Annotated in this window: 18 protein-coding genes; 6 read left to right on the plus strand and 12 right to left on the minus strand. The window is 73.1% G+C overall.

Features of this window, described 5'->3' with window-relative positions; genetic code table 11:
• The first annotated feature begins 112 nt into the window (after positions 1 to 112).
• Positions 113 to 2248: an MMPL family transporter gene (locus GA0074704_RS22025; protein WP_088972259.1), complete on the plus strand. Its 2136-nt coding sequence runs from the start codon at positions 113 to 115 to the stop codon at positions 2246 to 2248.
• A gap of 207 nt (positions 2249 to 2455) precedes the next feature.
• On the opposite strand, the gene GA0074704_RS22030 is transcribed toward GA0074704_RS22025, so the two are convergent.
• Positions 2456 to 3931 carry a PhoX family protein gene (locus GA0074704_RS22030; protein WP_088972260.1) on the minus strand — a complete coding sequence of 492 codons (1476 nt, stop codon included), beginning with the start codon at positions 3929 to 3931 and terminating at the stop codon, positions 2456 to 2458.
• Positions 3932 to 4040: 109 nt separating this feature from the next.
• On the minus strand, positions 4041 to 4871 hold the full coding sequence (locus GA0074704_RS22035; RefSeq protein ID WP_088973880.1) for a transglycosylase SLT domain-containing protein: 831 nt from the start codon (positions 4869 to 4871) through the stop codon (positions 4041 to 4043).
• 472 nt (positions 4872 to 5343) lie between these two features.
• On the opposite strand from GA0074704_RS22035, the gene typA reads away from it, so the two are divergent.
• Both typA and GA0074704_RS22045 read left to right on the plus strand, forming a co-directional pair.
• Entirely contained in the window at positions 5344 to 7212 is a 1869-nt protein-coding gene (gene typA, locus GA0074704_RS22040) for a translational GTPase TypA (protein ID WP_088972261.1), read from the plus strand.
• 86 nt (positions 7213 to 7298) lie between these two features.
• Entirely contained in the window at positions 7299 to 8165 is an 867-nt protein-coding gene (locus GA0074704_RS22045) for a serine hydrolase (RefSeq protein ID WP_088972262.1), read from the plus strand.
• Positions 8166 to 8173: 8 nt separating this feature from the next.
• Here the strand turns inward: GA0074704_RS22045 and GA0074704_RS22050 are convergent, their stop codons facing one another.
• Positions 8174 to 8971 (minus strand): tyrosine-protein phosphatase, encoded by a 798-nt coding sequence (locus GA0074704_RS22050; protein WP_088972263.1) that lies wholly within the window; start codon positions 8969 to 8971, stop codon positions 8174 to 8176.
• A 44-nt stretch (positions 8972 to 9015) separates the two neighbouring features.
• On the opposite strand from GA0074704_RS22050, the gene GA0074704_RS22055 reads away from it, so the two are divergent.
• Together GA0074704_RS22055 and GA0074704_RS22060 are read left to right on the plus strand one after the other, a co-directional pair.
• Positions 9016 to 10113 carry a mandelate racemase/muconate lactonizing enzyme family protein gene (locus tag GA0074704_RS22055; protein ID WP_088973881.1) on the plus strand — a complete coding sequence of 366 codons (1098 nt, stop codon included), beginning with the start codon at positions 9016 to 9018 and terminating at the stop codon, positions 10111 to 10113.
• Positions 10114 to 10171: 58 nt separating this feature from the next.
• Positions 10172 to 11074, plus strand: coding sequence for a C40 family peptidase (locus tag GA0074704_RS22060; RefSeq protein WP_088972264.1), 903 nt, complete (start codon positions 10172 to 10174; stop codon positions 11072 to 11074).
• Positions 11075 to 11137: 63 nt separating this feature from the next.
• On the opposite strand, the gene GA0074704_RS22065 is transcribed toward GA0074704_RS22060, so the two are convergent.
• The 3 genes from GA0074704_RS22065 to pnuC form a co-directional block, all read right to left on the minus strand.
• Positions 11138 to 12136, minus strand: coding sequence for a TerC family protein (locus GA0074704_RS22065; protein WP_088972265.1), 999 nt, complete (start codon positions 12134 to 12136; stop codon positions 11138 to 11140).
• Positions 12137 to 12503: 367 nt separating this feature from the next.
• Positions 12504 to 13589, minus strand: a complete 1086-nt coding sequence (locus GA0074704_RS22070) for an AAA family ATPase (protein WP_231926646.1) — start codon at positions 13587 to 13589, stop codon at positions 12504 to 12506.
• A complete protein-coding gene (gene pnuC / locus GA0074704_RS22075) occupies positions 13586 to 14242 on the minus strand; it encodes a nicotinamide riboside transporter PnuC (protein WP_088972266.1) in 657 nt (218 codons plus the stop codon). Before pnuC ends, GA0074704_RS22070 begins: the two co-directional genes overlap by 4 nt.
• A gap of 107 nt (positions 14243 to 14349) precedes the next feature.
• Here pnuC and GA0074704_RS22080 point away from each other — a divergent pair, with 107 nt between their 5' ends.
• Entirely contained in the window at positions 14350 to 14643 is a 294-nt protein-coding gene (locus GA0074704_RS22080) for an antibiotic biosynthesis monooxygenase family protein (RefSeq protein ID WP_088972267.1), read from the plus strand.
• A gap of 124 nt (positions 14644 to 14767) precedes the next feature.
• Here the strand turns inward: GA0074704_RS22080 and GA0074704_RS22085 are convergent, their stop codons facing one another.
• The 6 genes from GA0074704_RS22085 to rpsA all read right to left on the minus strand — a co-directional run bounded on the left by GA0074704_RS22085 (position 14768) and on the right by rpsA (position 22547).
• Positions 14768 to 15676 (minus strand): DUF5753 domain-containing protein, encoded by a 909-nt coding sequence (locus GA0074704_RS22085; RefSeq protein WP_088972268.1) that lies wholly within the window; start codon positions 15674 to 15676, stop codon positions 14768 to 14770.
• Positions 15677 to 15791: 115 nt separating this feature from the next.
• Entirely contained in the window at positions 15792 to 16160 is a 369-nt protein-coding gene (locus GA0074704_RS22090) for a VOC family protein (RefSeq protein WP_088972269.1), read from the minus strand.
• A gap of 24 nt (positions 16161 to 16184) precedes the next feature.
• Entirely contained in the window at positions 16185 to 17033 is an 849-nt protein-coding gene (locus GA0074704_RS22095; RefSeq protein ID WP_088972270.1) for a helix-turn-helix domain-containing protein, read from the minus strand.
• A gap of 19 nt (positions 17034 to 17052) precedes the next feature.
• Positions 17053 to 19158, minus strand: a complete 2106-nt coding sequence (gene uvrB / locus GA0074704_RS22100) for an excinuclease ABC subunit UvrB (protein ID WP_088972271.1) — start codon at positions 19156 to 19158, stop codon at positions 17053 to 17055.
• A 318-nt stretch (positions 19159 to 19476) separates the two neighbouring features.
• Positions 19477 to 20658 carry a dephospho-CoA kinase gene (gene coaE, locus GA0074704_RS22105; RefSeq protein WP_088972272.1) on the minus strand — a complete coding sequence of 394 codons (1182 nt, stop codon included), beginning with the start codon at positions 20656 to 20658 and terminating at the stop codon, positions 19477 to 19479.
• Between the two features lie 395 nt (positions 20659 to 21053).
• On the minus strand, positions 21054 to 22547 hold the full coding sequence (gene rpsA / locus GA0074704_RS22110) for a 30S ribosomal protein S1 (RefSeq protein ID WP_088972273.1): 1494 nt from the start codon (positions 22545 to 22547) through the stop codon (positions 21054 to 21056).
• Positions 22548 to 22654 lie beyond the last annotated feature (107 nt).

Here is a 22654-nt window from a genome sequence, read left to right on the forward strand (position 1 = left end):
ATAATCTCGGTCATCAAGATACTCTGCGGTCGAGCGGAATGCCGACCGTCGAGATCCCTGTTTCCGCGCCGCTCCCGCTGCAAACCCACGCCGAGAGACCGTGAGGCACCCGATGTCCCTCTTCACCCGCGTCGCCCGTGGCCGGCTCGCCGCCTGGCTCACCGTGGTGGCGGTGATCGTGCTCGGCGGGGCCGTCTTCGGACTGCCCAAGCCCGACAACCCCGCACCTGTCTCCGCCACCGGACTGTCGACGCAGTGGCAGTCCACGCAGGTGGAGCGCCTCCAGGAGCAGCTGCCCTCCCGCGACGTGCAGCCGGCGATCGTGGTGCTCAGCCGCGCCGACGGTGGCCGGCTCACCGACGCCGACCGCGCCACCCTCACCGGCGGCCAGGTCGACCTCGGCCAGTTCGCCGTCGGCGGCCGGACCGCGCCGCCGCAGACCTCCCCGGACGGCACGGTGGCACTGGTCGTCGTGCCGCTGTCCACCGACGGCGGTCAGGAGAAGGTCGCCGACAAGGTCGCCGAGATCCGCGACGCGCTCGGCGCGCTTCCCGACCCGCTCACCGTCCAGGTGACCGGCGGCCCCGCGTTCACCGCCGACCTCACCAAGGTCTTCGAGGGCGCCGACGTCACCCTGCTCGCCGTCACCGCCGCGGTGGTGGCGCTGCTGCTGCTGATCACCTACCGCAGCCCGTTCCTCTGGATCGTGCCGCTGGTCGTGGTCGCCGCCACCGAGCAGCTCACCCTGCGGGCGGTCGACACGATCGTGCCGGCGGTCGGCATCCACCTCCAGGATGGCGCGGTCACCGGCATCGCCAGCGTGCTGGTCTTCGGCGCCGCCACCGACTACGCCCTGCTGCTCATCGCCCGCTACCGGGAGGAGCTGCGCCGCGAGGAGGACCGGTTCGCCGCCATGCGGCACGCCCTGCGCCGCACCGCCGAGCCCATCCTGGCCAGCGGCGGCACCGTCGTGCTCGGCGTACTCACCCTGCTGCTGTCGGAGCAGGAGACCAACCGCGCCCTCGCCGTGGCCTGTGCCACCGGCGTCGTGTTCGCCATGCTCTCCGCCCTGTTCGTGCTCCCGGCGGTGCTGGTGCTGTTCGGGCGGGGCCTGTTCTGGCCGTTCGTCCCCCGGGTCGGCAGCCCGGCCCGCGAGGGGAAGCTCTGGGGCCGGCTCGGCGCCGCCGTCGAACGCCGTCCGGCGCCGGTCGCGGTGCTGGCCACCCTGCTCCTGGCCGGTCTCGCCCTCGGCGGCCTCGGGATCCGCACCGGCCTGTCCGAGACCGAGCAGTTCCGGGTGAAGCCGGAGGCGGTCGCCGGGGCGGAGACCCTGGCCCGGGCCTTCCCGGCCGGCACCACCCAGCCGGTCGCCGTGCTCACCAACCCGTCGGCGGCCGAGGCCGTCACCCGGGCGGCCGCCGCCGTGGACGGAGTCGCCTCGGCCCGACCCGGCACCGCGGGTGAGGCCGTGGCCCAGGTCGACGTGGTGCTGGAGGCGGAGCCCGGCACCGCCGCCTCCGACCGGGCGATCGAGGCGCTGCGCGACGCGGTCGTCGCGGTCCCCGACTCCGCTCCCCCGGCCGTCAAGGGCGTCGAGGCCGCCCGCGGCGCACTGGTCGGCGGCTCGGTGGCGGCGACCCTGGACACCGAGGAGGCGAACGACCGGGACCTGCGGCTGATCCTGCCGATCATCCTCGCCCTGGTCGGCGCCGTGCTGGTGCTGCTGCTGCGCGGCCTGGTGGCGCCGCTGCTGCTGGTGGCCACCGTGATCGCGTCGTTCTTCGCCAGCCTGGGCGCGGCGTGGCTGCTCTTCGACCACGTGCTCGGCTTCCCGGCGCTGGACAGCGGGGTGCTGCTGCTGGCCTTCGTGTTCCTGGTCGCGCTGGGGGTGGACTACAACATCTTCCTGGTCACCCGGGCCCGCGAGGACGCCCGTACAACCGGCACCCGCGACGGGATGCTCTCCGCGCTGCGGGTCACCGGCGGGGTGATCACCAGCGCCGGCATCCTGCTCGCCGCGGTCTTCGCGGTGCTCGGCGTGCTGCCGCTGATCACCCTCACCCAGATCGGCATCATCGTCTGCATCGGCGTGCTGCTGGACACCCTGCTGGTGCGTACCGTGCTGGTCCCCGCGCTGGCCTTCGTGCTGGGTGACCGGTTCTGGTGGCCGGGTCGGATCCGGCGGGAGCCGGACGGCACGGCCGGTGCGGAGTCCGCCCCGGTCGAACCGGCCGGCACCCACGCCTGAGTCGGCCACGCGACGGGGCCCCGGCGGTCGACACCGCCGGGGCCCTGCGCGTCGGCCACCTCAGAAGGCGCCCACCCCGTTCGGGGTGCCCAGGCCGCTCGGCCCGTCCCAGCCGGCGCGGGCGGTGCACCACTGGCCGGGTGGGGCAGCAGCCGTTGGAAGCAGGGGTCGGGGTGACCACCCCGACCCCTACCCACGGGTGCGCGCTCAGACCCCGATCGCCCGCCAGTCACCCCAGATGGCGAAGGTCAGGCCGCGGCTGGCCTGGATGTTCACGAACAGGGTGTGCCCGTCCGGGCTGAACGTGGACCCGGCGAACTCGTCGTCGGACCGGTCCACCCCGGTGCTGCTGACCAGCCGGTTCAACGCGATGTCGAACAGCTCGCCGCGCGGGGTCAGCCCGCGTACGTAGTTGTCGTCGACGTTGTCCTCGCAGACCACGATGGTGCCGCGCGGGCTGGTGGTGACATTGTCCGGGAAGTCCAGCACGTCGGGGCCGGGCGACTCGTAGACCAGCCGCAGCAGCTGCGCCCGGCAGTCGTACGCCCAGACCTGACCGTGCCCGTTGCCGAACCCGTCGGCGATCGGGCCGGTGGAGGTCTCCGCCGGGCCACCGCCCTGGGTGGCGGTGAAGTAGACGACCCCGTCGTCGTACGCCGAGCCCTCCAGCCGGGAGAAGTACGCGGCGCCCTGCGCCCAACCCTGCCGGGAGACGTGGGTCAACGCGGTCTCGTTGCCGGTCGGCGCCGGCTGCCCGGGCGTGTAGGGGAAACGCGGCGCCGGGTCGTCGATGTCCACCCACCGCACCGGGTAGGTGGCGTGCCGGCGCTGGCTCGCGGCCAGGTTCACGTTGGGTCGGCCCCGCACGGCGAGCATCTGCAACCGGCCGCCGTCGGCCAGCCGGCCGGTACGCATCGGATGCTCCGACGGGGTGTAGCGGTAGAAGCCGGAGGCGAAGCCGAAGTTGTCCTCGGTCAGATAGAGGTGCCCGCCCACCGGGTCGAACGCGACCGACTCGTGGGCGAAGCGGCCGGCGGCGGTGACCGGCTGACGGTCGGCCGTGCCGTCCACGGGCACCTCGAAGACGAAGCCGTGCGGTCGGGTGAGCGGGACGTTCGAGGTGCCGGTGAAGTCGGGGCCGACGTCCGGTCCGTTGACCGTCTCCTCGCAGCTGATCCAGGCGCCCCACGGCATCCGGCCGCCGGAGCAGTTCATCATCGTGCCGTTGAGGCTGGTCCAGGCCCGGCGTACCTCGCCGAAGCGGGTGACCTCGACGGTGGTGGTGCCGCCCTGCGCCATCGGGTCGTACGCGACCGAGGCGTCGCCGAAGGCCGGGCCGGGGTTGTTGACCTCGTGGTTGCGGACCAGCCGGACGGTGTCGCCGGGGCCACGGAAGGCGCCCATGCCGTCGTGCCGGCCGGGCAGCCGGGTGCCGTCGTCCAGGACGACGGGGCTCTCGGTGTCGTGGAACGAGCGGTACCGGAAGCCTTCGGGAAGGTGCAGCCGGACCCGGCCGTCGCGCAGGTCGGGCACAGGGCCGAGGGTGGGGTGGGGCGCGGGACGGCGGCCGACCGCGCCGGCCTCGCCGCGGGCGACGAACCCGAGGAACGGGCCGCCGAGCACGGCGCCGCCCGCGGCGGCGGCAGCGCCGCGCAGCAAGGAACGCCGGTTGACATCGGGCATCGGAGACTCCTTTGTCGCCGGGCGGGCCCCGTCGGCCGGAGCCCGGTCCACAGGAGATCCTGGTCACGCCGGCGTGGGCTTGGCAACCCCTGCCCGGCGGCCCTCGGGGTCAGAAGTCGAGGCAGACGCAGGTCCTCATCAACTCCCGCACGTTCTCCACGTACTGCGCGTTGGGGATCACCAGCGGCCCCCTGTCGTCCTGCGGGAGCACCGCGGCGATGCCGAAGTTGTACGCCGCGATCACCGCGTTCAACAGGCAGGACTCGATCCCGCCGGTGCACAGCCCCGGGTCGAGGCGATAGTTGCCCCGGAAGTGGGTGTCGCCGATCTTCTTGGTCAGCCAGGCGAGGTAGGTCCCGCCGAGGTAGGCGTTGTCGCGGTAGTCGTGCACGTCGTAGTCCTGGCCGAAGCGCTGGTTCATCCAGTCGACCGTCTCCGGCTGGATCTGCATCAGCCCGATGCCGCCGTCGCAGGCCACCACGTCGGACTGCCAGCCGCTCTCCTGCCAGGCGGTGGCCTTGACCAGGCTCAGCGGAATCTTGATCTCGGGGGCGCTGGTCGGCCAGTACGTCCGCCGGGCGGCGTCGGTCAGCGCGGCCTTCGCCTTCGCCCGGCTGACCGGGGTGCCCCGGTGGGTGGGCGGGCAGCCGGGCGGGTCCGGGGGCCGGGTGGCCACGGGCGCCCCGGTCTCCGCGGGTGGCGGTGTGGTCCGGCTCGCCGTGCGGGTCGGTCTCGGTTTCGGCTTGGGCTTCGGTTTCGGCGAGGCGGACCGCCGCGGGGACGGCGAGGCGGTCGGCGCGGGCGGAGAGGTCTCCTCCACCACCGGCTCGACCCACTCCTGCTCGGTGGGTGCCGCGTCGGCGGTCACCGGCGCGCCGGCCGTCACCGGCCGCTCCGGCTGCCCGCAGCCCACCGTCGTGGCGGCCAGCGCGACCAGCATCACCGCCACCGGCCATCCCCTGCGTCGAGACACGTCGACCTCCCCCGTCGTCGGACGGACCGTAGCAAGGGTGTAGCCCCTTGTGTGGCCCCGCGCGCATCGGGCGCGCCGGGGTCGGCCCTCCCACCAGGGCCGACGGGGGTACGCCCGGAGACCGCCGGCCGCGCGGAAGCCACCCGTACGTGTGTCACCGGTCACGGCTGCGGCGGCGAGGCCGCAGCGCCGACCCGGGCTGCGGCGCCGCCGCGTACGCTAGGAAGCCGACCAGCAGCAGGCGCGCCCGCCCGGCGTACGCGAGCCGAGATCAACGCCGGTCCCACCGCGACCGACCGTCGCAGCCGGTGGGGCGGCGGGGATGGCAGGGGCCTGGGCGTGAAATCGGTCGGAACAGCAGCTTCGACTCAGATCCGGACGCGTCCGGGGGACGACCCCGGCCCGCGCACCGGCAACCGCAGACAGGAGTATGGAGGGTATGCAGCTTCGCACCGACCTCCGCAACGTCGCCATCATCGCCCACGTCGACCACGGCAAGACGACCCTGGTCGACGCCATGTTGCGGCAGGCCGGCGCCTACGGCGCCCGTGGTGAGACCACCGAGCGGGTCATGGACTCGGGGGATCTCGAGCGGGAAAAGGGCATCACCATCCTGGCCAAGAACACCGGCGTGCGGTACCTGCCGGCGGACGGGTCCGACCCGGTCACCATCAACATCATCGACACCCCCGGCCACGCCGACTTCGGCGGCGAGGTCGAGCGCGGCCTGACCATGGTCGACGGCGTGGTGCTGCTGGTCGACGCCAGCGAGGGTCCGCTGCCGCAGACCCGGTTCGTGCTGCGCAAGGCGCTGCGGGCCCGGATGCCGATCATCCTGGTGATCAACAAGGTGGACCGGCCGGACGCCCGGATCAAGGAGGTCGTGGACGACACCTACGAGCTCTTCCTCGACCTGGACGCCGACGAGGAGCAGATCGACTTCCCGATCGTCTACGCCTGCGCCCGCGACGGCATCGCCTCGCTGACCCAGCCCGCCGACGGCGCGGTGCCGGACGACAGCACCAGCCTGGAGCCGCTGTTCCGCACCCTGCTGGACACCATCCCGGCGCCCGCGTACGAGGAGGGAGCGCCGCTGCAGGCGCACGTCACCAACCTCGACGCCTCGCCGTTCCTGGGCCGGCTGGCGCTGTGCCGGGTCCGCCAGGGCACCATCAGCAAGGGCCAGACGGTCGCCTGGTGCCGCACCGACGGCAGCACCCAGCGGGTCCGCATCTCCGAGATGCTGATGACCGAGGGCCTGGAGCGCAAGCCGGCCGAGACCGCTGGCCCGGGCGACATCATCGCCGTCGCCGGCATCTCGGACATCATGATCGGTGAGACCCTCGCCGACGCGGAGAACCCGGTGGCGCTGCCGCTGATCACCGTGGACGAGCCGGCCATCTCGATGACCATCGGCACCAACACCTCGCCGCTGGTCGGCCGGGTCAAGGGCTCCAAGGTCACCGCCCGGATGGTCAAGGACCGGCTCGACAAGGAGCTGATCGGCAACGTCTCGCTGCGGGTGCTGCCGACCGAGCGGCCGGACGCCTGGGAGGTGCAGGGCCGTGGTGAGCTGGCCCTGGCCATCCTGGTCGAGCAGATGCGGCGCGAGTCCTACGAGCTGACCGTCGGCAAGCCGCAGGTCGTCACCCGGGAGATCGACGGCAAGACCTGCGAGCCGGTCGAGCGGCTGACCATCGACGCCCCGGAGGAGTACCTCGGCGCGATCACCCAGCTCCTCGCGACCCGCAAGGGCCGGATGGAGCAGCTGGTCAACCACGGCACCGGCTGGATCCGGATGGAGTGGCTGGTCCCGGCGCGCGGCCTGATCGGCTTCCGCACCGAGTTCCTCACCGACACCCGGGGCACCGGCATCCTGCACCACGTCTTCGAGTCGTACGAGCCGTGGTTCGGCGAGCTGCGGACCCGTAACAACGGTTCGCTCGTCGCCGACCGGTCCGGCGCGGTCACCGCCTTCGCGATGATCAATCTGCAGGAGCGCGGCCAGCTCTTCGTCGAGCCGACCACCGAGGTGTACGAGGGCATGATCGTCGGGGAGAACTCCCGCTCCGACGACATGGACGTCAACATCACCAAGGAGAAGAAGCTCACCAACATGCGGGCGTCGACCTCCGACGAGACCGAGAAGCTGATCCCGCCGCGCAAGCTGTCGCTGGAGCAGGCCCTCGAGTTCTGCCGCGAGGACGAGTGCGTCGAGGTCACCCCGACCGCGGTGCGCATCCGCAAGGTGGTGCTGGACCAGCAGCAGCGGGGTCGGGCCGCGGCCCGCCGCAAGCACGCCGGCTGACCCACCGCGTACCACCGGAGCCCGGACCGCCCGCACGGCGGCCCGGGCTCCGTCGTACCGGCCCGGGGTGGGTTACCGTTCCGGACATGATCTGGGCGGAACTCGACGCGCACCTGGCCAAGGTCCCCGGCACCGTCTCGGCGTACGTAGGTCGTCCCGGCGCCGCGCCCGCCTGGACCCGGCTGCCCGACGCCACCCACTACGCGGCCAGCACCATGAAGGTCGCCGTGCTGGTCGCCCTGCTCCGCGCCGCCGAGGCCGGCGAACTGGACCTGGACACCCCGATCCCGGTGGTGAACGAGTTCGACTCCGCCCTGCCCGGCGCGCCCCGGTTCGGCTGCGACCGCGACTACGACAACGACGAGGCGGTCTGGGAGCGCGTCGGCGGCACCGCCTCGCCGCGCTGGCTCGCCCAGCGCATGATCGTCCGGTCCAGCAACCTGGCCACCAACATCGTGCTGGGCCTGGTCGGCCTGCCGGCGGTGGCGCGGGCCTGGACGCTCGGCGGGGCCCGGCACAGCGCCACCGGCCGGGGCATCGAGGACTTCGCCGCCCGGGAGGCCGGCATCACCAACCCGGTCACCGCCGCCGACCTGGCCGCCCTGCTCGGCGCACTGGCGCTGGGCGCGCGGCGGCCCGGCCCGCTGGCCTCGCCGGCCGGCTGCGCGGCCATGCTCGACGTGCTGTGCGCCCAGGAGTTCCGCGAGGACATCGCCGCCGGGCTGCCCGAGGGCACCCGGATCGCGCACAAGAACGGCTGGGTACGCGGGGTCCGGCACGGCGCCGGCGTGGTCTTCCCGGACGACGCCCCGCCGTACGTCATCGTCGTCTGCACCACGACCGACCTGGCCGACGGCGGCCCGAGCGGCGAAGAGGTGGAGGACGACGCCTGCCGGCTGATCGCCAACGTCTCGGCCCGCGTGTGGGCCGCCCGGCACGACCTGCCGGCCTGACCACCGGCTCAGTCCAGCAGGTTCTCCCGCAGCGCCGCCACCGTCGTCGCGTCCACCCCCAACCCGTCGCGCAGGTACGCCTCGAACGAGCCGTGCACCCGCCGCACCTCGTCGTACGCGGCGTCCAGGTACTCCGGGCGCACCTCCAGCACCGGGCGCACCGTCTCCGGGTCCAGCCCCGGATGCCGGCGCCCCATCGCCTCCAGCAGCACCTCCCGCAGGCTGGCGGTCAACTCGTTGTTTCGCAGGTAGTCCGCCCGGATCGTCGCCTCGTCCACGCCGAGGGCGGTCAGCAGCACCACGGTCAGCCAGCCGGTGCGGTCCTTGCCCGCCGAGCAGTGGAACACCAGCGGCAGGTTCCCCGGCTCCGCCGCCAGCCGCACCGCCGTCCCGAAACCGGTCCGGGCCGAGGATCCGGTGACGAACCAGCGGTAGATCGCCGCCATCGCCGCCGGCGTCCCCTCCGCGGCCAGCTCGTCGTACGCGGCCAGGTCGTGCCCGAGCAGCACCGCCGAGACGTACGTGAAGACGGGGTGGGCCGCGTCGTGCACCGGCAGGTGCACCAGCCGGGGTTCACCGGCCAGCCGGTCCGGCGGGGCGACGTCGATCTCGGAGGCGTCCCGCAGGTCCACCACGCAGGCCGCACCCAGCTTGCCCAGCACCGGCAGGTCCTCGTCGGTGAGCCGGCCCAGCGCGGGCGTCCGGATCAACCGGCCGGCCCGTACCCGCCGCCCACCGGCGCCCAGCAGGCCGCCGAGGTCCCGTGCGTTCGGCGCCCCCACCAGTTCCCAGTCCCGTACGGTCATCGACGCTCCCCTGTCCCGGCTGCCCTGCGTATAGGGTGCCCGACATGACGATCGCCGCGGTACGCACCCACCGGCTTTCCGCCCCCTTGCACACCCCGTTCGTCACCGCGCTGCGCCGCGCCACCACCGTGGAGACACTGGTCGTCGAGGTGACCGACGACGAGGGACGCTCCGGTTTCGGGGAGGCGCCGCAGGTGTGGCAGGTCACCGGCGCCTCGGTCACCGGCGCCCAGGCCTGCGTGCAGGACGTGCTCGGCCCGTTGATCGCCGGCCGGGACCCCGACGACCTCGTCGCCCTGTGCGCGGAGGTGGCCCGGGCGGTGGCCGGCAACGAGTCGGCCAAGGCGGCGGTCGACGTCGCCCTGCACGACCTGGCCGCGCGACGGCTCGGCGTACCCCTGGTGCGGCTGCTGGGTGGCACGGCCCTGCGGGTGCCCACGGACGTCACCCTGGCGGCCGGTGACCCGGCGGAGCTGGCGGCGGCCGGCCGGCAGCGCCGCACCGAGGGTTTCTCGGTGCTCAAGCTGAAGGTGGGCACGGACGCCGCGGGTGACCTGGAGCGGGTCCACGCCGTCCGGACCGCCGTCGGCCCCGGGGTGCGGATCCGGTTGGACGCCAACCAGGGCTGGACGCCTCGCGAGGCGGTCCGGGTGATCAACGGCATCGCCGACGCCGGGCTCGACGTCGAGCTGGTCGAGCAGCCGGTGGCCCGCTGGGACCTCGACGGGCTGGCCTGGGTCAGCGACCGGGTGTCGGTGCCGATCCTCGCCGACGAGTCGGTCTTCGGGGTGCGCGACCTGGTCGAGGTGATCCGCCGTCGGGCCGCCGACCTGGTGAACGTGAAGCTGGCCAAGTGCGGTGGACTGCAACCGGCCCGGACCCTGCTCGACCTGGCCGCGGCGCACGGGGTCGGCACCCTGGTCGGTTCGATGATGGAGAGCCAGATCGGGGTGGGCGCGGCGGCGAGCCTGGTCGCCGCGTACGGGACGACGGTGGTGTCCGACCTGGACGCCGCCTGGTGGCTGGCCTGGTCCCCGGTGGTCGGCGGCATCGGGTACGAGGGCGCGACGGTGGTGCTGCCCGACGTGCCCGGGCTCGGCGTCACCGGAATTCTTGAAGCAAAGCTGCAACGTCGTGGTTGATGCCCGTTGCTTTCTTTCATAGGGTCGCCTCGGGGGACGACGCGAGCGGGAGGTGCGCGTGGAGCTGCAACCGGGCCGGGAGGCCCTCGTCCGGGTGGCGGCGGCCACCCTGTGGACCGCACCCGAGGCGGTCCGGCCCGTCGACCGCCCCGCCCTCGCGCCCCGCACCGACATCCCCGCCTGGGTCGCCGGGATGGACGCCGAGCAGCGCGTCGGCGACTGCGTGCTGAGCCAGCTGCTCCTCGGCGAACGGGCGCTGGTCACCGAGCTGCGCCCCGACGGCTGGGCCCGGGTGGTCGCCGTCGAGCAGCCCGCCCCCGAGCTGGACCGGCGGGGCTATCCGGGCTGGCTGCCGACCGCCCAGCTGACCCCGGCCCCACCCCGGTCCGACAGCTCGGCCCGGTGCACCGTCGCCGCGCTCACCACCGACCTGCGGGAGGACGCCCACGGGCCGGTGGCCCTCGCCGGGGCCACCCTCGGCACCCGGCTGCCCCCGGCCGGGCCACCCGTGGCCGGCCGGCTGCCGCTGCACACGCCCGGTCACGCCGACCCGCTCTGGGCGGCCGAGGATGACGTGGCCCCCCTGCCCGAGGGGCATCCGGATCCGGCCGACCCGCTGGCGCTCGCCCGCCGCCTGCGCGACGTCCCGTACGTCTGGGGCGGCCTCACCCCGCACGGCGTCGACTGCTCCGGCCTGGTGCACCTGGCCTGGCGCCGGTACGGCGTCGTCCTGCCCCGCGACGCGTACGACCAGGCGCAGGCCACCACCCCGGTGCGCCTCGGCGAGGAACGCCCGGGCGACCTGTACTTCTTCGCCCGGCCGGGCCGGCGGATCCACCACGTCGGCATCGTCACCGGCGAGCGGCGGATGCTGCACGCCTGCTACCGGCAGCGCCGGGTGGTGGAGGAGGCGCTGCCGGCCGACCGGCTGGCCACCCTGGTCGGCGCCGCCCGGGTCTGATCCTCCCCACGTACGCGAAAGGGCGCCCCGGACACGCCGAGACGCCCTCGCACGGTCACCGGGTCAGCGGCGCGCCTCGGCCAGCTCCCGGCGGCGGTCCCGGGCGGACTTGGCCAGGCTGGCCACCGTGGCGATCAGCAGGGTGCCGAGGATGACCAGCAGGGAGAGCCAGATCGGGATGTGCGGTGCCCAGCCGACGGGCTCCCCGCCGTTGATGAACGGCAGGTTGTTGTCGGCCAGCGCCTCCAGCACCAGCTTCACGCCGATGAAGCCGAGCACCACCGCGAGGCCGTAGCTGAGGTAGATCAGCCGGTCGAGCAGCCCGCCGAGCAGGAAGTAGAGCTGGCGCAGCCCCATCAGCGCGAAGACGTTCGCGGTGAAGACGAGGTAGGGCTCCTGGGTGATCCCGAAGATCGCCGGGATCGAGTCGAGCGCGAAGATCAGGTCGGTGGTGCCGATCGCGATCATGACGATCAGCATCGGGGTGAAGAGCCGCCTGCCCGCCTCGTGCGTGGTCAGCTTCGCGCCGTCGAAGTTCTTCGACAGCGGCAGCGCCTTGCGGCTCCACCGGATCAGCACGTTCTCGCTGAACTCGTCCTCGTCCGGCTCGCCCTGCCGGGCCAGGTTCACCGCGGTGTAGATGAGGAACGCGCCGAAGATGTAGAAGACCCAGGAGAACTGCGAGATCAGGGCCGCGCCGGCGGCGATGAAGCCACCGCGCATCACCAGCGCCAGCACGATGCCGATGAGCAGCACCTTCTGCTGGTACTGCCGGGGCACCGCGAAGCGCGCCATGATGATCACGAAGACGAAGAGGTTGTCCACCGAGAGGCTGTACTCGGTGAGCCAGCCGGTGTAGAACTGGCCGGCGACGCTGCCGTCGTAGAAGAGCCACAGCCCGGCGCCGAAGAGCAGGGCCAGGCCGACGTAGAAGCCGACCCAGAGGCTCGACTCGCGCACGCTCGGCTCGTGGGGCCGACGACCGATGATCAACAGGTCGACGACCAGGACCGCTGTCAGTGCGACGAGGGTTCCCGCCCACACCATTCCGGACACGTTCAATCCATTCCTCCGGCAGACACGCGGCGTCGGGCACGACGGTACGCCGAGTGACGGCACGGCGTGCGGCGACGCTGACTCTGGTGACTGTCGGAGGTCTCTTCCGCCAGCGACCCGGGATGGGCCGCTGACCGACGGAGCCGGGTCGGGTGCCGGGGGTTGGCGGTCGACCGTGCTGACGACTCCGTCGCGGGGGAATACTCCCCTCCTTGGCCGCCATTGTTCACCATCGGCGGCCCTCAGCGCACCTCCAGGGAGCCCGATTGCCGGCAGTGTCACGTCCGGGCGCACACCGCGTACGGCGTCCTAGGAGGCTAGGTGTCAACCCTCACGCCGGTCGGGACCAGCCTCACGCCGGCCGGGACCAGCCTCAGGCCGGCGGGAGCAGCGGTTCGGCCAGCGACCAGCCGGCGGCCAGCAGCGCGTCACAGGCCTCGACCGCCCGGGCCAGCCGCCGCGGGTGCGACCCGGCCAGCTCCACCACCGGCACCCCGCTCGCTGCCAACTCCTGGCGGAACCGCCCGGTCATCCAGGCCCGCAGGTGCTCGCCGTCGCGCAACCCGTCGTCGTCGAACGGCACCCCGGCGTGGTCGGTCAGCAGATAGAGGTCCGGCCTCCGCGCGGCCGCCCGCACCTGCACGGAGGAGGAGCCGAGATACCGCTCCTCCCAGACGGCGGTGGCCCGGGCGTCGGTGTCGCAGAACAGCAGTGGCCCGCTGGACCGGGCGGCGGCGTCCTCGGCGGCCTGCTGGGCGCGGACCACCTCCCGGAAGTCGGCCCGGTCCCACGTCACGTCGAAGACCGTCGCCGCGGGCCGGCGGGCGCGCAGCTCCGCCAGCTTGCGGGCGGTCAACTCGCGGCCGTACTCCGGCACCCAGGCGCCGCGGTAGTGCGCCGCCAACGCCCGGGCCATCGTGGTGGTGCCGGTCGACTCCGCGCCGACCACCACCACCCGGCGGACGAACCAGGCCCGCACCGGCGGGCTCAGCCAGCGCCAGTGCGCCACCGGGTCCGCCCGCACCGCGGTGCCCGAGACCGGCACGGTCCGCCGGTCCGGGTCCACGTCCACGGGTACGGCGTCGAAGCGCCGGGCCAGCTCCGCCCCGTACGCCTCCGAGGAGAAGACGGCGTCCACCGGGTCCGGCCCCACCGCCTCCCGGAACACCGCGCAGTGCGCGTCCCAGGCCGCCGGGTCGGCGTAGTCGACGGGGTGGTCGTCGTACCGGCCCACCACCCGGACCCACGGGGTGTGCGCGTGCGCCTCGCGCAGCCAGTCCAGCCGCGGCGCGAGCGGGATCGACTCCCGCCGGGACGGCGCCACCACCACGGTGACCGCCGCGCAGCGGGCGGCGGCGGCCTCGATCAGGGCGTGGTGACCGGCGTGCGGCGGATAGAACTTGCCGACCACCAGGCCGTGCCGGAACTCCGGCCGGCACGCCTCGGGCCGTCCGGTCACGCCGCGGCCGGGGCCGGGCCGGGTGGCACCGGGGCGGGGTCGCGGTCGGCCGAGCGCAGGTCCGCCCGCCAGGCGCGCAGGCCCAGCACGCAGAGCCCGAGGAAGACCAGGTAGAGCGCGCCGGTCAGCCAGAGTCCCTTGTACGCGTAGAGCGGGATGTAGATCAGGTCGGCGGCGATCCACAGCCACCAGCTCTCCACCAGCTTGCGGGTCTGCCCGTAGGTGGCGAGCAGGGACAACGCGGTGGTGAGCGCGTCCGCCAGCGGCACGGTGGAGTCGGTCGCCCGGTCCAGCAGGACCCAGAGACCGGCCGTGAGCAGCACGCCGGCAACTGCCAGGCCCAGCCACTCGCCACGCCCCGTCCGGCTGACCGTCAACCGGCTGCGCCGCTCGCCGCCGAAGAGCCAGTGGTACCAGCCGTAGACGCCCAACGCCACGTAGACGAGTTGCAGGCCGGCGTCGGCGTACAGGCCGGCGGCCCAGAACAGCACCATCAGCAGCAGCACGTTGGCGATGCCGAGCGCCCAGTTCGCGATGTGCTGGCGGGCGACCAGCCACACGTTGAGCACGCCGGTGGCGAAGCCCAGCACCTCCGCCCAGGTCGTCGCCACCCCGGCGACCCTGAACGCCTCCGTGGTCAACCAGTCCAGCACGGCTGTCCCTCCCCCGCGATCCGCGCGCCCACCCTAGATCCACCCGTCGCGGGGGAACAATCCCCCCGGGCCGCACCGGGGGCGGCCGGACGTGCGAGGCTTCGGACATGGTGCTTGAAGTCGCGCTCATCGACGTGCTCCCCGGACACGAGGACGCTTTCGCCGCCGCCTACCGGGAGGCGCACGCGATCGTCTCCGCCGCCGAAGGCTGCCGCTCGGTGCGGATGACCCGCGGCGTGGAGACCCCGACCCGCTTCGTGCTGCTGATCGAGTGGGACTCGGTGGAGGCGCACGACGTCAACTTCCGGCAGACCGAGGCGTTCGGCCGGTGGCGGGCGCTGATCGGCCCGCACTTCGCCGGCCCGCCCGTGGTCGAGCACTTCGTGGACGTGCCGGCCTGACCCGCGCCGGGTTGTCGTACCCGCCGGTTAGCGTCCGGTCACGCGCGGGCCGCCGTCCCCCGACGGTCAACGGGGGCGCCGGGTCCGGTGGCCCGCGCGCACCGCACGTCGGCCGCGCGGCAGGTCACCGACCGGGTTCGGCCGCCCCGACCGCGCGGCCACCGTTGCCGGCCGCCGGGCCCTCCGCCCGCCCGGCCAGCAGAGCGACACTCTCCTCGGCCGACAGCGCCGCCGCCAGCAGCCACTCGGCGACCCGCTCGTAGCGGCTCACGTCGTGCTCGGCGACCAGCCGCAGGTCCGTGGTGAGCGCCTCCACCATCACCGTGCGCGGATCCGCCGGGTCGGGAAACGAGTAGCAGGTGAACGGGGTCAACGGATGCGGACCGCCCGGAGTGGCGGCCCGGGGCAGCACCCGCAGCCGCACGTTCGGCCGGCCCGCCAGCGTCACCAGATGGCGCAGCTGCTCGCGCCACACCTCGTCCGGCACGCCGGCCGGATCGCAGGCCCGCTCGTCCAGCAGGGCCGTGTACTCCGGGGGTTCCGCACCCCAGAGCACGTCCTGCCGGGCGAGCCGGGCCCGCACGTCGGCCTCCACGTCCACCTCCGGATGCAGCAGCCGGCCCGCGGCCACCCGCAGCCGGGCGTACGCCGGGGTCTGCAGCAGCCCCGGCACGAGCGCGGGGTGGTAGTCCAGGATGGTCGCCGCCCCCGCCTCCAACTCGGCGTACGTGCGCTGCCGCTCCCCCATCTCACCGAGCGACTTCCACCAGCCGCGGCTGGTGGCCGCGTCCCGGGCGATCACGATCAACGCGGCCCGCTGCTCCTCGCCCACCTCGTAGACGTCCAGCAGGTCCAGCACGTCGGCCAGGTCGGGCCGGCTCTGCCCCAGCTCGATGCGGGACAGCTTCGATGTGGACGCCCAGCCGAGCCGGGCACACACCTGTTCCAGGGTGAGCGACTCCCGTCGGCGCAGCCGGCGCAGCTCTGCGCCGAGCCGGGCACGTCGAATCACCGGACTCGTTGACAACGGCATCCTGGCCTCCCCAGGTACGGAGAGTACGCAGGACGATCACCCACGGCAATACCTCGCTCGCACACCGCTACCGGCCGCGGCCGGGCGTGGGGCCGCGACCGGGCAGGGCAGCGGGTCAGGGCCGGTAGGTGCCGAACGACCAGACGTTGCCGGCCAGGTCCCGGGCCGCGTAGTCGCGGGAGCCGTAGTCGGTGTCGAACGGCGCCCGGACGATCTCCGCCCCGGCGGCCCGGGCCCGCTCGTGGTGGGCGTCCAGGTCGTCGACCGCCACGTAGACGACGTAGTCGTCGTCCGCCGGGCGCCCCCGGGAGTCCCGTCCCGGACCGACCATGATCATGGCGTCGTCGAGGGCCAGCACGGCGTGCGTGACGGATCCGTCGGGTTCCTCGTGCAGCTTGTGGACCTGGAAGCCGAAGGCGGCGCAGAGCCAGTCGACGGCGGCACGGGCGTCGGGGTACCGGAAGACCGGGTAGATGTCTCGCATGGGACCAGGATGCCGCCCGGCCGGTCAGTCGGTATTGGACGAATGAGATCCCGGCCGGAGCAGCGCCCCCGGCGTGGCGCCGGCGAACTCGCGGAACTCCCGGATCAGGTGCGACTGGTCGTAGTAGCCGCAGCGCGCCGCGAAGTCCGCCCAGCCACCGTCCGGGCCGGTCGCCGCGACGGCGTGGAGGGCACCCGCACCGCCGGTCAGCTCCCCGTACGCCCGGTGGAAGCGCGCCAGCCGGACGACGGTCCTCGGGGGCAGGCCGAACTCCCGGTGGAACCGCACCGCCAGGTGCCGCCGGCTCCAGCCCAGCTCGTCGGCGACCGTGGCGACGGCCACCCCGGCCCCGCCGTGGGTCAGCCGCTGCCAGGCCCGGCGCAGCCGCGGGTCGGCGGGGGTGGTCTCCGCGAGCCGGCCGGTCAGGGCGGCGTCCAACAGGGCGAACCGCCCGGGCCACCGCCGCTCCTCGGCCAGCCGCTGCCGCAGCCGGTCGAGCCAGCGGCCGGGCAGCTGCCCCAGCGGCACCGCCCGGTTGGCCACCTCACCGAGCGGGAAGTCGAGCAGCCGACGCGCCGTCAACGGCTCCAGCAGCAGCTGCACGCCGGTGCCCACGCCCACCGTCGACGTGGTGCAGTGGCCGTCGAACGGGCCGGCCAGGAAGGAGGCCACCCCGTACGCTCCCCGGTCCGCGGCCCGCCCGTCGACCACGTCCAGCGGCGCGCCCCAGCCGATCACCAGCACCACGAACGCACCGGCCACCTCGGTACGGACCAGCGGCACCGGCGCCGGCTCCCGGTAGCCCAGGTAACGGTCGACGAAGGGACGCAACCGGGGCGCGGGGCGCCCGACCACGAACTCGGCGCCGGTCATCCCCACTCCCTGCGGGTCGTCACTTCACGCCGGCGGCATCCATCCCGCGCAGCTCCTTCTTCAGGTCCGCCACCTCGTCGCGGATCCGGGCCGCCAGCTCGAACTGCAACTCCCGGGCGGCGGCGAGCATCTGGTCGTTGAGCTCCTGGATGAGGTTGGCCAGGTCCGCCCGGGCCATCCCCTCCCGCGACGGCGTGGCGGCAGCGCCCCGGCCGCGGCTGCGGGTCTCCTTGACCGGCGCCTTGCCGCGGGACAGCTGCCGGGCGGCGCCACCGACCTGGTTGTCGGTGTCCTCGGCCTCCCGGTAGATGTCGTCCAGGATGTCGTGGATCTTCTTCCGCAGCGGCTCGGGGCTGATCCCGTGCGCCTCGTTGTGCGCGATCTGCTTGGCCCGGCGCCGGTTGGTCTCGTCGATCGCGCTCGCCATCGACGGGGTGATCTTGTCGGCGTACATGTGGACCTGGCCGGAGACGTTACGGGCGGCCCGGCCGATGGTCTGGATCAGCGACCGACCGCTGCGCAGGAAACCCTCCTTGTCGGCGTCCAGGATCGCCACCAGGGAGACCTCCGGCAGGTCGAGACCCTCCCGGAGCAGGTTGATGCCGACCAGCACGTCATACTCGCCCTTGCGCAGCTCGCGCAGCAGCTCCACCCGGCGCAGCGTGTCGACCTCGGAGTGCAGGTAGCGCACCCGGATGCCGTTCTCCAGGAGATAGTCCGACAGGTCCTCGGCCATCTTCTTGGTCAGCGTGGTGACCAACACCCGCTCGTCGCGCTCGGTCCGCAGCTTGATCTCGTGCATCAGGTCGTCGATCTGGCCCTTGGTGGGCTTGATCACCACCTCCGGGTCGATCAGACCGGTCGGGCGGATCACCTGCTCGACGAACTCGCCCTGGGCCTGCTCCAGCTCCCACGGACCGGGGGTGGCGGAGAGGTAGACCATCTGGCCGACCCGCTCCAGGAACTCGTCGAAGCGCAACGGCCGGTTGTCGGCGGCGCTGGGCAGCCGGAAGCCGTGGTCGATCAGCATCCGCTTGCGGGACGCGTCGCCCTCGTACATGCCGCCGATCTGCGGGATGGTCACGTGCGACTCGTCGACCACGGTGAGGAAGTCGTCGGGGAAGTAGTCGAGCAGGCAGTGCGGCGGACTGCCGGGCAACCGGCCGTCGATGTGCATCGAGTAGTTCTCGATGCCGGAGCAGAACCCGACCTGCCGCATCATCTCGATGTCGTAGGTGGTGCGCATCCGCAGCCGCTGCGCCTCCAGCAGCTTGCCCTGCCGGTCCAGCTCGGCGAGCCGCTCGCCCAGCTCGGCCTCGATGTCGCGGATCGCCCGCTCCATCCGCTCCGGGCCGGCGGCGTAGTGCGTGGCGGGGAAGATGAGCAGGTGGTCGACCTCGCGGACCACGTCACCGGTGAGCGGGTTGAGGTAGTAGAGCTTCTCCACCTCGTCACCGAAGAGCTCGATCCGGACGGCCAGCTCCTCGTACGCCGGGATGATCTCCAGCGTGTCGCCGCGGACCCGGAAGGTGCCGCGCTGGAACGCCATGTCGTTGCGGGTGTACTGGATGTCGACCAGCCGACGCAGCAGCTGGTCGCGGTCGAGCTCCTGCCCGACGGCGACCCGCACCGCGCGGTCGAGGTATTCCTCCGGGGTGCCCAGGCCGTAGATCGCCGACACCGTCGCCACCACGATCGTGTCCCGCCGGGTGAGCAGGGACATGGTCGCCTTGTGCCGCAGCCGCTCGACCTCCTCGTTGATCGAGGAGTCCTTCTCGATGTAGGTGTCGGTCTGCGGGATGTAGGCCTCGGGCTGGTAGTAGTCGTAGTAGGAGACGAAGTATTCGACCGAGTTGTGCGGGAGCAGCTCGCCGAACTCCTTGGCCAGCTGGGCGGCGAGGGTCTTGTTGGGGGCGAGGACCAGCGTCGGGCGTTGCAGCCGCTCCACCAGCCACGCGGTGGTCGCGCTCTTGCCCGTGCCGGTCGCGCCGAGCAGCACGGTGTTGCGGTCACCGCGCCGGACCCGACGCTCCAGCTCGTCGATCGCGGCGGGCTGGTCGCCGGCCGGCTGGAACTCGGAGACGACCTGGAACCGGCCGTCGAGCCGGGGAATGTCGAGCGCCATGACCCCAACGGTACGCCGGGGGTCCGACACTTCCGCCCGACTACCGAGGGTCCGTGATCGGCTTCGATATTCCCATTGTGAGGCACCTGTCAGCGCGCTAGCCTGATGTCCGTAGGCCGCTCGCGGCGGCCGACCGGGCAGGTGGCCGGGCCCTCGTCGGGCTCCCGCCCCCGGCACGTGGGGTCGCAGCACCCGGACATCACCGGCGTGCGCACCACTCGTGGTCGCGCTGGAGGCGCAGACCGGCCGCCGCGAGCGCCCCTGCCTCGTCACCCCACCTCCCCCGCACCGGGTCCACTACCCGCAACGGCCGACGGATCAGGGACGCCAGCCGGTGCGGGTGGCCCACTCCTCGGCGCGCAGCTGCTCCTCGTCGAACCACGGGTCCTTGGCCGTGCTGTAGGCCGCGCTGTCCGGAGCCGCGGCGGCCAGCTCCCGCTTGAACAGCAGGTACGCCGAACGCTGGTCCGGGTCGGCGCGCAGGTGGTCGCGCATCAGCAGGGCGTACCGCCAGCCGGGCGAGCCGGCCTCCCGCACGTGCAGGTACGCCGGCCGGGCCGGGTCGGCGCTGCCGTGCAACCGCTTCGGCCACCGGCCGCTGCCCGGCGGCCTGGGGTTGTCCCACCACTGGCCCGGCACCCGGGGGAACCCGGCCTCGGCGAGCCGGTCGGCCAGCGGACCGTCCGCCTCGTCCAGCGAGGCCACGGTGAGCTGGACGTCGATCACGTCCTTGGCGGCCAGCCCCGGCACGGCCGTCGAGCCGATGTGGTCCACCCGCAGGTCGGCGGGGGCGACCGCGTGCCGGATCCGGGCGGCCAGCCGGGCGTACTGCTGCGGCCAGGTCGGGTCCGGGCCGGCCAACACGACCGGCTCCGGGCGGACCACCCGCCGCTCGCGCAGGTTCGCCTCGTAGGGCACCAGCCGGTCCCGCCAGAGCGCGTCCACCGCCGCGTGCAGCTCGTCCAGGCCGCCGTCGTTGGACAGGACCACGTCGGCGCAGGCGCGGCGCCGCTCGTCGTCGGCCTGCGCGGCGATCCGCCGCTCGGCCTCCGCCCGGGGCATCCCCCGGTCGCGCGCCAACCGCTCCAGCCGGATCTCCACCGCCGTCTGCACCACGACCACCAGGTGGTACGTCGGCGCGAGCCCCACCTCGACCAGCAGCGGCACGTCGTTGACGACCACCGCGTCCGGTCCCGCCGCGGCGACCAGCTCGGCGGTGCGGGCCCGGACCCGCGGGTGGGTGATCGCCTCCAGCCGGCGGCGGGCCGCCTCGTCGGCGAAGACCAGGGCGCCCAGGGCGGCCCGGTCGAGCGCGCCGTGCGGATCCAGCACCCGCTCCGAGAAGGCCGCGACGATCTCGGCCAGCCCCTCGGTGCCCGGCGCCACCACCTCACGGGCGATCCGGTCGGCGTCGACCACCAGCGCGCCCAGGGCGGCCAGCCGGGCCGCCACCGCGCTCTTACCCGATCCGATCCCGCCGGTCAGCCCCACTCTCAACACCGGACCAGTCAACCCGATGGCCGGATCGCTGCCAACCGCGCCCCCGCCCGCCGCGCGCCCGGCCGACATGCCGCACCCCGCGCCCTCACCAGGCCGGGACAACCCCACACGCCCGCACTCCGTGCGCTCACCAGGCCGGGGACACCCCCACATCCCGTGCTCCGTGCGCTAACCAGGCCGGGGACACCCCCACATCCCGCACTTCGCGGGCCGCCGGGCCGGGACACCGCCAGCTGTCTCCGTGGACATCGGGTAGCCAGGGGCAGACGCACGAGGGCCCCGCCCTCGGCGATCCGGCGTACCGGATCCCCGAGGACGGGGCCCTGCGTCGTTCTAGACGGCTCCGACTCCCGGCGCACCGTCAGGCGCGCGCAGCGGTCGGAATCGTCGCGGCGTCACTTGCCGCCGGCGAGCTTCTCCCGCAGAGCGGCGAGCGCCTCGTCGGTGGCCAGGGTGCCCGCCGGCTCCTCGGCCTGCCGGCTCGGGGCCGTGCTGGTCGAGGTGGTGGTGCCACCGGTGGACACGGCCGGAGCCGGGTTGGCAGCGGCCTCGGCGTCGGCGGCCCGAGAGGTCTGCACCTGCTTGGTGTGGGCCTCCCAGCGCTGACGCGCCTCGGCGTACTGGTTCTCCCAGGTCTCGCGCTGCTTGTCGTACCCCTCGAGCCACTCGCCCGTCTCCGGGTCGAAGCCCTCCGGGTAGATGTAGTTGCCCTCGTTGTCGTACGTCGCGGCCATGCCGTAGAGGGTCGGGTCGAAGTGCTCCTCGCCCTCGACGAAGCCCTCGTTGGCCTGCTTGAGCGACAGCGAGATCCGGCGGCGCTCCAGGTCGATGTCGATGACCTTGACCATGACCTCGGAGCCGACCTGGACGACCTGCTCCGGAATCTCCACGTGGCGCTCGGCCAGCTCGGAGATGTGGACCAGGCCCTCGATGCCGTCGTCCACCCGGACGAAGGCGCCGAACGGCACCAGCTTGGTGACCTTACCCGGCACGATCTGCTGGATCGCGTGGGTGCGGGCGAACTGACGCCACGGGTCCTCCTGGGTCGCCTTCAGCGACAGCGAGACCCGCTCGCGGTCCAGGTCGACGTCCAGGACCTCGACCTCGACCTCCTGGCCGACCTCGACGACCTCGGACGGGTGGTCGATGTGCTTCCAGGAGAGCTCGGAGACGTGCACCAGGCCGTCCACGCCGCCAAGGTCGACGAAGGCGCCGAAGTTGACGATCGAGGACACGACGCCCTTGCGGACCTGGCCCTTCTGCAGCTTGTTGAGGAACTCGGTGCGCACCTCGGACTGCGTCTGCTCCAGCCAGGCCCGGCGGGACAGGACCACGTTGTTGCGGTTCTTGTCCAGCTCGATGATCTTGGCTTCGAGCTCGCGGCCGACGTACGGCTGCAGGTCACGCACCCGCCGCATCTCGACCAGGGACGCCGGCAGGAAGCCGCGGAGCCCGATGTCGAGGATGAGGCCACCCTTGACCACCTCGATGACCGAACCGCGGACGACGCCGTCCTCGTCCTTGATCTTCTCGATCGTGCCCCAGGCCCGCTCGTACTGCGCCCGCTTCTTGGAGAGGATCAGACGACCCTCCTTGTCCTCCTTCTGGAGGACCAGGGCCTCGATGTGGTCGCCGACCGAAACGACCTCGGCCGGGTCCACGTCGTGCTTGATCGACAACTCACGAGAGGGGATGACACCCTCGGTCTTGTAGCCGATGTCGAGCAGGACCTCGTCCCGATCGACCTTGACGACGGTGCCTTCGACAATGTCGCCGTCGTTGAAGTACTTGATGGTCTCGTCGATCGCGGCGAGGAAAGCTTCCTCGGAACCGAGATCGTCGTGGGTGACCCGGGTGGCGCTCGAGGGGGCCTCGATGCTGCTCGTCATGTGGGCGGTTGCTCCGGTCGGATGGTGTGTCACAGCAAGGCTGGTGTCGCGGTGACCTGTTCGCGCCAGCGGACCCGCCGCCGGGCACACCGAACGATCGCCAAGAG

It is taken from the genome of Micromonospora siamensis (assembly GCF_900090305.1).
Classification (GTDB): domain Bacteria; phylum Actinomycetota; class Actinomycetes; order Mycobacteriales; family Micromonosporaceae; genus Micromonospora; species Micromonospora siamensis.